At 70.2% G+C, this 14,490-nt stretch carries 13 protein-coding genes; 9 read left to right on the forward strand and 4 right to left on the reverse strand.

Annotated features, from left to right (window positions below):
* Window positions 1-23: 23 nt before the first annotated feature.
* Complete coding sequence (locus AB0A63_RS22010) at window positions 24-632, reverse strand: hypothetical protein (protein ID WP_360394266.1); 609 nt, start codon at window positions 630-632, stop codon at window positions 24-26.
* A gap of 110 nt (window positions 633-742) precedes the next feature.
* On the opposite strand from AB0A63_RS22010, the gene AB0A63_RS22015 reads away from it, so the two are divergent.
* The 5 genes from AB0A63_RS22015 (at window position 743) to AB0A63_RS22035 (ending at window position 5,639) form a co-directional block, all read left to right on the forward strand.
* A complete protein-coding gene (locus AB0A63_RS22015) occupies window positions 743-2,032 on the forward strand; it encodes an adenylosuccinate synthase (RefSeq protein WP_360394269.1) in 1,290 nt (429 codons plus the stop codon).
* Window positions 2,033-2,115: 83 nt separating this feature from the next.
* Window positions 2,116-2,883 (forward strand): ABC transporter permease, encoded by a 768-nt coding sequence (locus AB0A63_RS22020; RefSeq protein WP_360394271.1) that lies wholly within the window; start codon window positions 2,116-2,118, stop codon window positions 2,881-2,883.
* Window positions 2,868-3,569: an ABC transporter ATP-binding protein gene (locus tag AB0A63_RS22025; RefSeq protein ID WP_360394273.1), complete on the forward strand. Its 702-nt coding sequence runs from the start codon at window positions 2,868-2,870 to the stop codon at window positions 3,567-3,569. The genes AB0A63_RS22020 and AB0A63_RS22025 overlap by 16 nt, the downstream gene beginning before the upstream one ends.
* A complete protein-coding gene (locus tag AB0A63_RS22030) occupies window positions 3,550-4,518 on the forward strand; it encodes an ABC transporter substrate-binding protein (protein ID WP_360394275.1) in 969 nt (322 codons plus the stop codon). Before AB0A63_RS22025 ends, AB0A63_RS22030 begins: the two co-directional genes overlap by 20 nt.
* Window positions 4,515-5,639 carry an LLM class flavin-dependent oxidoreductase gene (locus AB0A63_RS22035; RefSeq protein ID WP_360394278.1) on the forward strand — a complete coding sequence of 375 codons (1,125 nt, stop codon included), beginning with the start codon at window positions 4,515-4,517 and terminating at the stop codon, window positions 5,637-5,639. Before AB0A63_RS22030 ends, AB0A63_RS22035 begins: the two co-directional genes overlap by 4 nt.
* Here AB0A63_RS22035 and AB0A63_RS22040 read toward each other — a convergent pair.
* Window positions 5,629-6,726, reverse strand: a complete 1,098-nt coding sequence (locus AB0A63_RS22040; protein ID WP_360394281.1) for a glycerophosphodiester phosphodiesterase — start codon at window positions 6,724-6,726, stop codon at window positions 5,629-5,631. The two genes, AB0A63_RS22035 and AB0A63_RS22040, sit on opposite strands and share 11 nt — an antisense overlap.
* 66 nt (window positions 6,727-6,792) lie before the next feature.
* Window positions 6,793-8,340 (reverse strand): Na+/H+ antiporter, encoded by a 1,548-nt coding sequence (locus AB0A63_RS22045; RefSeq protein WP_360394284.1) that lies wholly within the window; start codon window positions 8,338-8,340, stop codon window positions 6,793-6,795.
* Between the two features lie 175 nt (window positions 8,341-8,515).
* On the opposite strand from AB0A63_RS22045, the gene AB0A63_RS22050 reads away from it, so the two are divergent.
* From AB0A63_RS22050 to AB0A63_RS22065, 4 genes are read left to right on the forward strand one after another with little or no spacing between them, the layout of a single operon-like run.
* Window positions 8,516-10,405, forward strand: coding sequence for a TRAP transporter fused permease subunit (locus tag AB0A63_RS22050; RefSeq protein WP_360394843.1), 1,890 nt, complete (start codon window positions 8,516-8,518; stop codon window positions 10,403-10,405).
* Entirely contained in the window at window positions 10,395-11,372 is a 978-nt protein-coding gene (locus AB0A63_RS22055) for a TAXI family TRAP transporter solute-binding subunit (RefSeq protein ID WP_360394287.1), read from the forward strand. The genes AB0A63_RS22050 and AB0A63_RS22055 overlap by 11 nt, the downstream gene beginning before the upstream one ends.
* A 16-nt stretch (window positions 11,373-11,388) precedes the next feature.
* Entirely contained in the window at window positions 11,389-12,645 is a 1,257-nt protein-coding gene (gene purD / locus AB0A63_RS22060) for a phosphoribosylamine--glycine ligase (protein ID WP_360394289.1), read from the forward strand.
* Window positions 12,642-13,550, forward strand: a complete 909-nt coding sequence (locus AB0A63_RS22065) for an ADP-ribosylglycohydrolase family protein (protein ID WP_360394292.1) — start codon at window positions 12,642-12,644, stop codon at window positions 13,548-13,550. The genes purD and AB0A63_RS22065 overlap by 4 nt, the downstream gene beginning before the upstream one ends.
* On the opposite strand, the gene AB0A63_RS22070 is transcribed toward AB0A63_RS22065, so the two are convergent.
* The gene (locus AB0A63_RS22070; RefSeq protein ID WP_360394295.1) at window positions 13,540-14,388 is read right to left on the reverse strand and encodes an AraC family transcriptional regulator; all 849 of its coding nucleotides are present in this window, start codon (window positions 14,386-14,388) and stop codon (window positions 13,540-13,542) included. The genes AB0A63_RS22065 and AB0A63_RS22070 overlap by 11 nt on opposite strands.
* Window positions 14,389-14,490: the final 102 nt, after the last annotated feature.

Raw genomic sequence — 14,490 nt, forward strand, 5'->3', positions numbered from 1 at the left:
CAAACGCCGAACAAGCCCTGTTTTTAAAGACCGCGAACCAGCCTCAGGTCTTCCGTGTGGCGGTACCAGGTCCACTTGTCGACCGGCCGCGGGTGCTTGTGCCCGTCGAGCACGGCGGTGGTGGGCAGGCAGCCCAGCTGGAACGCCCGCGGCTTGCTCTCCCGCACCCGTGACCCGAACAGGCGCTTGTTCACGATCCGGACGGTGAGGCCCAGGCCACCCTCGGTGTCGGGCGTGCACTCGATCCGCGACGCCTGACCGCGCAGCACGTTCTCCGCATCGCTGTAACCGACGCCACGAACGGGGGAAAGCACGCCCAGACCCATCAGGACACCGCCGACGTCGTCACGCACGAACGGCACGGGATCCACGTCACCGTTCAGGGCGATGTCCAGTGCCCGCGCCGGGTCCGTCGAAAGGTTCCACAGGGCGGCCACCGCCGACGGTCCGACGGGCACGAACCCGAGGGCCACGGACGCGAGCTTCTCCTTGCGCAGCAACCGAACCCCGACGGCGGCGAGGTCGGCGTCGGTGCCCACGACGACCAGCCGTTCCGCGTCCAGGCAGGGGTCGACGTGCTCCTTGCCGGGGCGGGTGGGCACCACCTGCACGTCGTCACGTTCTGTGATCATTGGCAACTGCGCGTTTCCGCAGGCCAACACGATTCCGTGCACGGTCATCTCCTGGTCTACCCTCGCTTACCGGCGTTCGCTCGAACCAGTCCAAGCGCTTGGAGTTTCACATGCCGGCCGTCGTGCTGATCGGTGCCCAGTGGGGCGATGAGGGCAAGGGCAAGGCCACCGACATCCTCGGTGAGCGTGTCCAGTGGATCGTCCGCTACCAGGGCGGCAACAACGCGGGTCACACCGTCGTCCTCCCGGACGGCCAGAAGTTCGCCCTGCACCTCATCCCGTCCGGCATCCTCACGCCCGGCGTGAAGAACGTGATCGGCAACGGTGTCGTGGTCGACCCCGGCGTGCTGCTCACCGAGCTCGCGGGCCTGGAGGAGAAGGGCGTCGACACCAGCGGCCTGCTGATCTCGTCGGACGCGCACTTGATCATGCCGTACCACGTGGCCATCGACAAGGTCACCGAGCGCTACCTGGGCAAGGCGAAGATCGGCACGACCGGTCGCGGCATCGGCCCCGCCTACCAGGACAAGCTCGCCCGCGTCGGCGTGCGCGTGCAGGACCTGCTGGACGAGAAGATCCTCCGGCAGAAGGTCGAGGCCGCGCTGGACTTCAAGAACCAGGTGCTGGTCAAGGTCTACAACCGCAAGGCGCTCGACCCGGAGCAGGTCGTCGACCAGGTGCTGGAGCACGGTCAGCACTTCGTGCACCGCATCGCCGACACCCGCCTGCTGCTGAACCAGGCGCTCGACCGCGACGAGATCGTGGTGCTGGAGGGTTCGCAGGGCACGCTGCTCGACGTCGACCACGGCACCTACCCGTTCGTCACGTCGTCGAACCCGACCTCGGGTGGCGCGACGGTCGGCTCCGGTGTCGGCCCGACCCGCATCAGCACCGTGATCGGCATCCTGAAGGCCTACACGACCCGCGTCGGCTCCGGTCCGTTCCCGACCGAGCTGAACGACGACCAGGGCGAGTACCTGCGCAAGCAGGGCGGCGAGTTCGGCGTCACCACCGGCCGCTCGCGCCGCACCGGCTGGTTCGACGCCGTGATCGCCCGCTACGCCTCGCGCGTCAACGGCATCACCGACTACTTCCTCACCAAGCTGGACGTGTTGTCCGGCCTGGAGAAGGTGCCCGTCTGCGTGGCGTACGAAGTGGACGGTCGCCGGGTCGACGAGATGCCGATGACGCAGACCGACGTGCACCACGCCGTGCCGGTCTACGAGGAGCTGCCGGGCTGGTTCGAGGACATCTCGCACTGCCGCACGTTCGACGAGCTGCCGGCCAACGCCAAGGCGTACGTCGAGCACCTGGAGAGCATCATCGGCGCCCGCGTCTCCGCGATCGGCGTCGGTCCGGGCCGCGACCAGACGATCGTCCGCCACGACGTTCTCGGCTGACACCGACTATCTCGAAGTACGACGCGTTTTCACGATTTGGGCGTCGTTGACGAAGGGCCACGGCTCGCCTGTAATTCAGCGCCGTGGCCCTTTCCGTTGTTCGAAAACCGACGCTGCCGCTGCGCTGGATCAGCCCGGCGGCGCTGGTTCTGCTGTGGCAACTGGCCAGCTCAACGGGTGTGCTCTCGCCTGAGAAACTGGCGTCGCCGCTGACGGTGGCGGAGTCGGCCGGTGAGCTCATCGCCGACGGCCAATTGGTCGACGCATTTCTCGTTTCGCTGGGCCGCGTTTTCTTCGGATTTCTCATCGGCGGCGTGGTCGGTGTCGCGCTGGGGCTCGCGGCGGGTCTTTCCCGGTGGGGCGAGACGCTGGTGGACCCGCCCGTCCAGATGCTGCGAACGCTCCCGCACCTGGGCCTGATCCCGCTCTTCATCCTCTGGTTCGGCATCGGCGAGGAACCCAAGCTCGCGCTGGTCGCGGCCGGTGTCGCGTTCCCGCTGTACCTGAACCTGCACTCCGGCATCCGGCAGACCGACCCCGGTCTCGTCGAGGCCGCCCGCGTCCTGGGCTACACCCGGTTCGAACGCGTCGTGCACGTCGTCCTGCCCTCGGCCGTGCCGCAGACGCTGGTGGGGCTGCGGATCTCGCTCGGCACCGCCTGGCTGTCGCTGATCGTCGGCGAGCAGGTCAACGCCGACGCCGGCCTCGGCCACCTGATCAACAACGCCCGTGAGTTCCTCCGCACCGACGTCGTCGTGGTCGGCCTCGTGGTCTACGCGCTGCTCGGCCTGTCCACCGACGCCCTGGTGCGGTTGCTGGAGAGGAGAGTGCTGCGATGGCGAGCGCGGTGACGGTGCGCGGTCTGCGCAAGGCCTTCGGGCAGCGGACGGTGCTGGACGGGATCGACCTGGAGATCGCGCCGGGTGAGCTGGTGGCGCTGCTGGGCCGCAGCGGCTGCGGCAAGTCCACGCTGCTGCGCATCCTCGCCGGCCTGGACGACGACTTCTCCGGCACGGCCCAGGTGCCCGGCACGGTGTCGGTCGCCTTCCAGCAGCCGCGGCTGCTGCCGTGGCGCAAGGTCTGGCGCAACATCGCGCTCGGCCTGCACCGGCCGGACGGCCGCCCGGTGGCGCTGAAGGCGCTGGAGGAGGTGCGGCTGCCCGACCACGCCGACGCGTGGCCGTTGACGCTCTCCGGCGGAGAGGCGCAACGGGTGTCGCTCGCGCGGGCGCTGGTCCGCGAACCCGACGTGCTGCTGCTGGACGAACCGTTCGGCGCGCTGGACGCGTTGACCCGCCTGGCCATGCACCACCTGGTGGAGGACCTGTGGGCCCGCCACCGCCCCGCCGTGCTGCTGGTGACGCACGACGTCGACGAGGCGTTGCTGCTCGCCGACCGGGTCCTCGTGCTCGACGAGGGCCGGATCGTCGCCGAGCACCGCGTCACCGAGTCCCGCCCGCGCCGCCGGGCCTCCGTTGTGGAGCAACGCACCCGCGTGCTCGCCGACCTGGGAGTGGATGTTGAGACAGCTGCCTAGGAAGTTGCTCGGGCTGCTCGCCGCGATCCTGCTGACGACCGGGTGCGCCGCGACCGCGCAGGACACCCCGGCCGGTGAGGTCGTGCTGAAGGTCGGCGACCAGAAGGGCGGGGCGAAGGCGCTGCTGACGGCCGCCGGTCTGCTGAAGGACTTCCCGCACGAGCTGGAGTGGTCGACGTTCACGTCCGGTCCGCCGCTGCTCGAAGCCGCGTCGGCCGGTGCGATCGACATCGGCGGTGTCGGCAACACCCCGCCGATCTTCGCCGCCGCCGCGAACGCCAAGATCGCCGCCATCGGCGCGTCGAAGGGGCAGGTCGAGGCCGACGCCATCCTCGTGCCGGAGAGCTCGCCGCTGCGCAGCGTCAGCGAGCTGAAGGGCAGGAACATCGCGGTCGCCAAGGGCAGCTCCGCCCACGGCCAGGTGCTGCTCACGTTGCGCGCCAACGGGTTGACGACCAAGGACGTGACGCTGAACTTCCTGCAGCCCTCCGACGCCTACAGCGCGTTCACCCAGGGCAAGGTCGACGCGTGGGCGGTGTGGGACCCCTACACGGCGCAGGCGCAGCAGGAGGCCAAGGCCCGCGTGCTCACCACCGGTGAGGGCAGGTCCAACGGGTACGGGTTCCAGGTGGCGGGCCGGAAAGCCCTGGACGACAAGGGGAAGGCCCCGGCGCTCAAGGAGTACCTGATCCGCTACTACAAGGCCCAGAAGTGGGCCGACACGCACCGCGAGGAGTGGGCGAAGGCGTGGGCCGCGGAGACCGGGCTCAAGCACGAGGTCGCGCTCGCCGCGGTCAACCGCAACGGCGACCTGCCGGTGAAGATCGACGACACGCTCATCAGGTCGGAGCAGGAGCTCGCCGACGCGTTCACCGAGGACGGGACGCTGCCCGGCAAGGTCGACTTCGCGAAGTTCGTCGACACGAGGTTCCAGGGAGATCTCACATGAGCATCACGCTGCACTGGTTCCTGCCGACCTCCGGTGACGGCCGCACCGTCGTGGAGCACTTCCACGCGCAGCGCGCCCCCGCCGCCGGCGCCCGCCGTGAACCGGACATCGACTACCTGGCGCAGATCGCGCGGACGGCCGAGCAGGTCGGGTTCACCGGGGTGCTCACGCCCACCGGCACGTGGTGCGAGGACGCGTGGCTGACCACGGCCGCGTTGATCAGCCAGACCTCGACGCTCAAGTTCCTGGTGGCGTTCCGGCCGGGCGTGCTGTCGCCGACGCTGGCCGCGCAGATGGCCGCGACCTACCAGCGGATCTCCCGCGGCCGGTTGCTGCTCAACGTCGTCACCGGCGGCGACTCCGTCGAGCAGCAGCGGTTCGGCGACTGGCTCGACCACGACGAGCGCTACTCGCGCACCGACGAGTTCCTGGAGGTCGTGCGCGGGGTGTGGAGCGGGCAGCCCTACTCGTTCCACGGCAGGCACTACCAGGTCGAGGGCGCGACCGTGCTGCGCGCACCGGACCCGGTGCCGCCGATCTACTTCGGCGGCTCCTCCGACGCCGCGCTGCCGGTGGCCGCCGCCAGGGCCGACGTGTACCTGACGTGGGGCGAGCCGCCCGCCGACGTCGCGGCGAAGATCGCACGGGTGCGGGCGCTGACGGACCGGCCGATCCGGTTCGGCATCCGGCTGCACACGATCAGCCGCGACACCTCGGCCGAGGCGTGGGCGGCCGCGGCGCGGTTGCTCGACGCGCTGGACCCGGCTGCCGTCGCACAGGCGCAGGCGCAGCTGGGCAAGTCGGAGTCCGTTGGCCAGCAACGGATGGTGGCCCTGCACGGCGGAGACCTCAGCCGCGGTGTGCGGGGTCTGGAGATCCACCCGAACCTGTGGGCCGGGGTCGGACTGGTGCGCGGCGGCGCAGGGACGGCGCTGGTGGGCTCGCACGCGGAGGTAGCGGATCTCGTGGAGGAGTACCACTCCATCGGGATCAGCGAGTTCATCCTCTCCGGCTACCCGCACCTGGAAGAGGCCTACTGGTTCGGGGAGGGCGTGCGGCCCCTGTTGGAGCAACGCGGGTTGCTCGACGGGGACCGCACGCTCTCACTCGCTAGCGCTTGACCTTGGCCTCGACGGCCGTGTCGGGGTTGTCCGCGAACACGCCGTCGATGCCCTGCTTGAAGAACAGGTCGTACTCCTCGAAGGCCCGGCCGTACGCGGCCGGGTCGGTCGAGGAACGGAAGTCCGCCGGCAGGAACGAGTTCTCGTTGCGGAACGTCCACGAGTGCACGGCCAGCCCGAGCCTGTGCGCGTCCTTGACGACGGTCGTCGGCGCCTTGAGGAACCCGTTGGCGTCCCTGGGGATGATGATGTCCTTGGTCAGGCCCACGCCGTCGGCGTACGAGCGGACCTCGCGCAGACCGGCCGGCGTGACCAGGTCGGCGTAGGTGCGCTTGTCCCCGGCCACGACGAAGTCGTACGGCGCGCCGGAACCGTTGACCAGCTGCACGATCGGCACGCGCAGCGACCGGTTGAGCTCCTTGAGGTTCGCCACCTCGAACGACTGGACGAACACCTTGGCGCCGCGGCGGTTGAGGCCGTTGCGGTTGAGCACGTCGACGAGCTTCGGCTCCAGCGCGAGCCCGATCGACTGGAAGTACGTCGGGTGCTTGGTCTCGGGGTAGATGCCGATCTCGCGGTGCAGCTCCCGGGACAGGCGCTGGGAGAGGTCGATGACCTCCTGCAGCGTCGGCACCTCGAAGCGGCCGTCGTAGAGCGTGTTGCGCGGGCGGATCGCGGGGATGCGTTCCTTGGCGCGCAACGTCTTCAGCTCGGCGAGCGTGAAGTCCTCGGTGAACCAGCCGGTGACCGCGACGCCGTCGATCGTCTTGGTCTTCCTGCGGTCGGCGAACTGCGGCTTGGCGGAGACGTCGGTGGTGCCGCCGATCTCGTTCTCGTGCCGCGCGACCAGCTTGCCGTCCTTGGTGGGCACCAGGTCCGGCTCGATGTAATCGGCTCCCATGCGCGCGGCGAGCTCGTACGCCGCGAGCGTGTGCTCCGGCCGGTACGCCGACGCACCGCGGTGCCCGATGACGATCGGCCCCTTGTCGTCGTGTGCGGACGCGGAGGGCAGTGACGCCACCACCGCACCCGCGAACACGAGGACCACGGCGGCCAGGCCACGGCCGCGACCCCTCTTGGGATCCATCGTTCGACCTCCCATTTCGTGTTGAGAGCGCACCCAAGCATCGCAACACGAAAAGCAGGTGAACGGTTACTCACGGGACAGTGCCGCCTCCTCCAGGTCGAGCTCGCGCAGCACCCGGAACAGCACCTCGTCGTCGATCTCGCCGGAGTCCCTGGCCTTGATGAACTCGTCGCGCTCGGCCTTGAGCATCACCCGGCGCAACCGCCGGTACGCCGCGGCCGGGCTCTCCTCGTCCTGGCGCCCCAGGCGTTCCCACGCGGCGTTGCCCCGGTGCTCCGCGAGCGACCGCAGCTGGTCGCGCACGTGGTCGGGCACCTCGTCGACCTCCTGGTCCAGCCGGTCGACCGCGGCCCGCGCCGCCCGGTGCTGCACCTGGGCCTCCGCCAGCGCGTCCTGCCGCGCGTCGTCGCCCTCGAAGCCGATCTTGCCGATCAGCCACGGCAGCGTCGTGCCCTGCAGCAGCAGCGTGGCGACCGTCACGACGAACGCGCAGAACACGATGATGTCGCGGCCAGGCACGTCCGGCGGGATCGCGGCCGCCGCGGCGAGCGTGACCACACCGCGCATGCCGGCCCACGAGATCACCGTGAGCTGACCGGTGTGCGGCGGCCGTTCCCGTTCCCGCAGCTTCTTCGACAGCCGGTACGGGATCCACGCGGCCGGGTACATCCAGGCGAACCGGGCCAGCACCGTCGCCAGCAGCACCGCAGCGGCACCCAGCAGCAGGCTCGCGTTGAGGTCGGCGGCACCGATGATCGAGGACAGCTGCAGGCCGATCAGCGCGAAGACGAACGACTCCAGCAGCACGTCCAAGGCCCGCCACACCGCCGCGTCCTGCAACCGGGTGGTGTAGGTGCCGCGCGGCGAGTGGTGACCGACGTACAGGCCGGCCACGACGACCGCGAGCACACCGGAGACGTGCGCGACCTCCTCCGCGAGCAGGTAGGCGCCGAACGGCACCAGCAGGCCCAGCGCGCTCTCCAGCACACCCTCGCAGAGCCGCTTGCGCAGGAACCTGACCACCACGCCCACGGCCAGGCCGACCGCGATGCCGCCCGCCGTGACCAGCAGGAACAACCCGACGCCCTCGACCGGGTGCATGGCGGCGCCGGCCGCGGCGGCCACCGCCACCTTGAACGCGGTCAGCGCCGTGGCGTCGTTGATCAGGCTCTCGCCGACCAGCAACGTCATCGCGCGGCGCTGGAGGCCCAGCTTGCGCCCGATGGCGACCGCGGCGACGGCGTCCGGCGGTGCCACGACGGCACCGAGGACCAGCGCGGCGGCGAACGGCAGGTCGGGGAACACCAGCTTCGCCGTCAGCCCCACCACGAGCGTCGTGAACAGCACCAGGCCGATCGCGAGCAGCCCGATCGGCCGCAGGTTCGCGCGGATGTTGAGGTAGGAGCTGTCCAGCGCGGCGCTGTAGAGCAGCGGCGGCAGCACGACCAGCAGGATCAGGTGCGGGTCGATCTCGAACTCCGGCACGCCGGGTATGAACGACACCACGAGCCCGACGGCGACCAGCACCAGCGGTGCCGACCAGTTGAGCCGACGGGCGATGGACGTGACGACCAACGCCCCGAGCAGCAACAGCAAGACTTCAGGCCCGACCATGCGCTCATTCTGCGCAATGGCGGGAGCGCTGTCCTGCGCGTGCCGTGTGGACGGTCGCGGTGACTCTTTGCAGTTCCTTTGGATTGATCCCCTGGGGCTGTGATCGGCCCCACAGTACGGTCGGTCCGTGGCCACCCCCGACCTCGCCCGCATCGTCGCGGAGCACGACGAGGAGATGCCGTCGCGCTCGCTCTCACCCCGGTGGGAGCGGGCGCTGTGGATCGCCGGCCTGCTGATCGCACTGCTGGTGCTCAAGCAGGTGTTCTTCCCGTTCGCCAAGGGAAGCCAGTACTACCTGATCATCTTCCTCGCGGTGACGCTGCCGCTGGTGTTCCTGTCCTACGGCCGCGGGCACCAGCCGCCGTGGTGGGACTGGGTGCTGGCGGCCCTGGCGTTCGTCGTCGGCGCCTACCCGCTGTTCGGGGGCTTCGACGCGTTCCTCGACCGGCAGGGGCAGCTCACCGCGCTCGACGTCGCCGCGGGCGCCGTGCTGCTCGTGCTGGTCCTGGAGGCCTGCCGGCGCACGACCGGCTGGGTGCTCCCCGTGGTGTGCCTGGCGTTCATCGCCTACGCCTACTACGGCGGGTTCCTGCCGCCGTCGTGGTCGATCGCGCACTCCGGTGTCGACTTCTCCCAGATCATCAACGGTTTCTTCAACGACGCCAGCGGGTTCTACGGCACACCGCTCGACGTCGCCGCGACCTACATCGTGCTGTTCACGATCTACGGCGCGGTGCTGAACGCGTCCGGCGCCGGCAGGTTCTTCGTCGACATCAGCTTCGCCGCGTTCCGCAAGTCCCGCACGGCACCGGGCCGCACCGCCGCGACCGCCGGGTTCCTGCTCGGAACGGTGTCCGGCTCGGGCACCGCGACGACGGTGTCGCTGGGCGCCGTCACGTGGCCGATGCTGCAGAAGGCCGGGTACCCCAGGGAGAACGCGGGCGGGCTGCTCGCGGCGTCCGGCATCGGCGCGATCCTGTCGCCGCCGACGCTGGGGGCGGCGGCGTTCATCATCGCCGAGTACCTCCAGGTGTCGTACCTGTCGGTGCTGATCTGGGCGATCATCCCGACCCTGCTGTACTACCTGGGCATCGCGCTGGCCGTCGAGGCCGACGCCCGCCGGTTCGGCGCGCGGCCGGTCGACGTGGACGCGCCGCGGTTCCTCGACGTGCTGAAGCTCGGCTGGTACCACTTCCTGTCGCTCGGGATCATCATCGTGTTCCTGGCGCTGGACATCCCCGTCTACAGGGCGGTCGTGTACGCGACGGGCGTGGCCGCGCTGTTCGCGCTGGTCAACCACCGGCGCGACTGGCCGCGGATGGTCGCCGACTCGCTGTCGGCCGGCGTGCGCTCGGCGTTCCCGGTGATCGCGGTCTGCGCGGCAGCGGGTGTGATCACCTCGACGATCACCAAGACCGGCCTGGGGCAAGCGCTTGCGGGCTCGCTGGTGGACCTGGCGTCGGCGCTGACCTCGGAACCCGCGGTCGTGCTGATGCTCACCGCGGTGCTCGCGGCCGTCGCCGTGTCCGTGCTCGGGCTCGCGGTGCCGGTCACGGCGTCGTTCATCATCTCGTGGGTCGTCATCGGACCGGCGCTGATCACGCTGGGCGTCGAACCGGCCGAGACCGCGATGTTCATCTTCTACTACGCGGTGCTGTCGGAGGTGACGCCGCCGACCGCGCTCGCCGCCGTCGCCGCGGCCGCGCTGACCGGCGGTGACGTCATGAAGACGATGTGGCAGACGTGGAAGTACACGCTGCCCGCGTTCCTGGTGCCGCTCGCGTTCGTGCTGACCGACGAGGGCGCCGGGCTGCTGCTGCGCGGCTCGTTGCTGGACTCGGTGTGGACGTTCGCCGCGTCCGCGCTGGGGGTCGCCGCCCTCGCCGTGCTGACGGGCGGCTGGCTGTTCGGCCCTGCGCGCTGGCCGGAGCGCCTGCTGTGCGTGCCGGCCGCGTTGTTCCTGCTCTACCTGCAACCGCTGACGATCGCCATCGGGGCCGGGTTCCTCGTGGTGGCCGTGGCGGTCCACCTGGTCACTCGTAGGAGGGTTCCTGATGCTGCGTAGGTACGCGATCGGTGCGATCGCACTGGCGCTCGTGGTTTCCGGGTGCGGCGGCAAGCGCACGCCCACCACACCGGACGCGGGCAGCGGCTCGCAGGCGTCGTGCGAGGCGTCGGACGGGCGGATCACGATCGCGACCGGCAACTCCGGCGGCGTCTACTTCGTCGTCGGCGGCGGTCTCGCGAAGCTGATCAGCGACAACTCGAAGCTCAAGGCGTCAGCGGCCGAGACCGGCGCGTCCGTGCAGAACGTCCAGCAGCTCGTCGGCGGCACGTACGACATCGCGTTCTCGCTCGCCGACACCGCCGCGGACGCCGTCAACGGCACCGGCGCGTTCACGACCAAGCAGAAGGTCTCCGCGCTGGCCCGGATCTACCCGAACTACACGCAGGTGCTCGTCAGGGCCGACTCCGGGATCAACTCGATCGCGGACATGAAGGGCAAGCGGATCTCCACCGGCTCGCCCAAGTCGGGCACCGAGGTGATCGCGGGCCGGCTGCTGAAGTCCGCCGGGCTCAACATCGACTCCGACGTCTCCGCCCAGCGCCTCGACCTGACCAAGACCGCGGACGGGATGAAGGACGGCAGCATCGACGGCTTGATCTGGTCCGGCGGCCTGCCGACGCCGCAGATCACCGACATCACCACCTCCATGAAGGACCGGGTGAAGTTCATCGACATCACCCCGCTGCTGCCGGAGATGAAGAAGATCAGCCCCGTGTACGACACGGCCAAGATCCCCGCCGCGACCTACGGCGTGGCCGAAGTGTCCACGATCGTGGTGCCGAACCTGCTCCTCGTCCGGGACGACTTCGCCGCGAACAACGCGTGCGCCGTGACCAAGCTGATCTTCGACAAGAAGGCCGACCTGGAGAAGGTGCACCCGGCCGTGAAGGACGTCGACAGGGCCAAGGCGTCGGCGTCCGACCCGGTCCCGCTGCACCCTGGAGCGAAGCAGGCCCTCGGCTGAACTACGCTCAGGCACCGTGCGCGTCCTGGTCATCGGGTCTGGAGCCCGTGAGCATGCCCTTGTCCTCGCGTTGTCGCGCGACCCGCAGCTGACTGCCTTGGCGTGCGCGCCGGGCAACGCAGGCATCGCGGGACACGCCGAGATCTACGGCGTGGACGTCGCAGATGCCTCGGCGGTCGCCGGCCTCGCCCGTGAGTGGAAGGCCGACCTCGTCGTCATCGGCCCCGAACAACCGCTGGTCGTCGGGGCCGCCGACGCGGTCCGCGAGCTCGGCATCCCGTGCTTCGGGCCCTCGAAGGCGGCGGCCTGCATCGAAGGCTCGAAGGCGTTCGCCAAGGACGTCATGAACGCCGCGGGCGTGCCGACGGCCCACAGCGAGGTCGTGGACAACCCCGCCCGCCTCGACGCCGCCCTCGGGCGCTTCGGGCCGACGTGGGTCGTGAAGGACGACGGTCTCGCGGCCGGCAAGGGCGTGGTCGTCACGTCCGACCTGGCCGCGGCCCGCGCGCACGCGATGACGTTGCTCGACGGCGGCCACCCGGTGCTGCTGGAGTCCTTCCTGGACGGTCCGGAGGTGTCGCTGTTCTGCGTCACCGACGGCGTCTCCGTGGTGCCGCTGATCCCGGCGCAGGACTTCAAGCGCGTCGGCGACGGCGACGCCGGCCCCAACACCGGCGGCATGGGCGCCTACGCGCCGCTGCCGTGGGCCCCGGAGGGCCTGGTCGACGAGATCGTCGCCCGGTGCGTGCAGCCGGTGGTCGACGAGCTGCGCGCGCGGGAGACGCCGTTCGTCGGCCTGCTGTACGCGGGCCTGGCGCTGACGTCGAACGGCGTGCAGGTGATCGAGTTCAACTGCCGCTTCGGCGACCCGGAGACCCAGTCGGTGCTGGCGCTGCTGAAGTCGCCGATCTCCGCGCTGTTCCTGGCCGCGGCCACCGGCACCCTGGGGTCCCTGGAGCCGTTGGAGTGGGAGAACGGCTACGCCGTGACCGTCGTGGTCGCCGCGGAGGGCTACCCCGGCCGCCCGCGCACCGGTGACGTGATCACCGGCTCCGACGCCGACGGCGTGCTGCACGCGGGCACCCGCCGTCGCGAGGACGGCGCCGTGGTGTCCGCAGGCGGCCGCGTGCTGTCCGTCGTGGGCACCGGCAAGTCGTTGGCGAAGGCCCGTGAGCGCGCCTACAAGAGGGTGGCCGACATCCACCTGACCGGCTCGCACCACCGCACCGACATCGCGCTGAAGGCCGTCGACGACCAGATCACGGTGCCGTGAGCCTGCTCGGGTGCGTCCTGGGAGGCGCCGTCGGTGACGGTCTCGGTGCGCCGATCGAGTTCTCCTCGATCGACGTGATCCGCCGCCGGCACGGCCCGGACGGTGTCGTCGACCTGCCGTCGCTGGAGATCACCGACGACACCCAGATGGTGCTGTTCACGCTGGAGGGCCTGCTGCTGGCCCGCCAGTACGGCGTGGACCCGCTGCTGACGGTGCGTGCCGCCTACGGCCGGTGGCTGCACACCCAGGGCGGCCCGCCGGTGGCCGACGACGGCTGGCTGATGTCCGACCGGCGCCTGCACTCACGCCGCGCACCCGGCCACACGTGCATCACCGCGCTGAAGCACGGCGAGAAGAACGACTCGAAGGGCTGCGGCGGCGTCATGCGCGCCGCCCCCGTCGCCGTGTGGTCCCCGGACGTGCGCGAGGTGTTCACCCTGGCGGTGGGGACGGCGCGGATGACCCACCACCATCCGAGCGGCTACCTGTCCGCGGGCGTGCTGGCGGCGGTCGTGCGTTCCCTGCTGGACGGCGCCGACCTCCTGTCGGCCGTGGCCGTGGCCCGCGCGGAACTGGTCCGCTGGGACGGCCACGAAGAGCAGACCACGTTGCTGGACAAGGTGGTCGGCCTCGGCCCCCTGACACCGGAGCAGGTCGAGTCCGAGCTCGGCGGCGGCTGGGTCGGCGAGGAGGCCCTCGCCATCGGCCTGCACGCGGCCCTCGTGGCCCCCGACTTCGCCACGGCCGTGCGCCTGGCCGTGAACCACTCCGGCGACAGCGACTCGACCGGTTCCATCTGCGGCAACCTCCTCGGCGCCCGCGACGGCGCCGAGGTGGTGCCCGACCAGTGGCTCGCCGTCCTGGAACTGCGGGACGTCATCGAACGCCTCTGCCTCAGCTGGTGACCGGAACCCACAGCTCGGCCTTCGCCGTGTCCCCGTGGATCTCGGTCCGCAGCATCGTCGGCCCCTCGGCGCTCTCGTAGCTGTTCGACGGGAACCACTGCGTGTAGACGTCCCGCCACATGTACTGGATGCTCTCCGGGTACGGCCCCTCGGTCGTGAACACCGCCCACGTGCCCTTCGGCACCGTGACGGTCTCCATGTCCTCCGGTGCCTCCGCGGTCGTCACCACACCGTGGAAGTAGTCGAGGTGGTCACCCTCCTCGTTGCCCTCCTGGTTGCTGGTCAACGCCACGAGCCCACGCGGTTCGCTGTCGCTGAGCTCCTTCATCCGCTCCAGCACCGGCATCCCGATGCCCTTGACGAACTCCACGATCGCCGGGTTCATCCCCAGGTGCACCAACGGCACCCGCGTCCCCCGCCCGACCACCCGGAACCCGTCCCTCTCGACGACCCGGTACTCCATGCTCGCACTCCCCTCCACGATCAACTTGAACGTCAGCACCTGCTGCGACTGCAACGGCTTCCTGGTGCTGCGCGCCTCCTGCGGCCCAACCCCGTGCATGGCCCTGAACGCCCGCGCAAAAGCCTCGTTGGACCCGTAACCCCACCTGACGGCCACGTCGAGCAACGACATCTGTCCACTGAGGACCTCACTCGCCGCCCTGGTGAGCCGCCTGCGCCTGATGTACTCGCTCAGCGGAATCCCGGCGAGCGCCGAGAACATCCGCCGGAAGTGGTACTCCGAACTGCCCGCGATCCGCGCGAGCTGCTTCACGTCCACCTCGCGGTCGAGGCTGTCCTCGATGTGGGCCATGGCCTGGTTGAGTCGTTCCAGCACGCGACCAACGCTATGGGCTCTCCCGCCGGCGCACCCGACTTCCTGTGCCCGGTTCGGTCGCCCCGGTTCTTGGCACGTTCTGCCAGCGCAAACGAACGCTGA

This window comes from Lentzea sp. NPDC042327, from assembly GCF_040647275.1.
Taxonomy (GTDB): Bacteria; Actinomycetota; Actinomycetes; order Mycobacteriales; family Pseudonocardiaceae; genus Lentzea.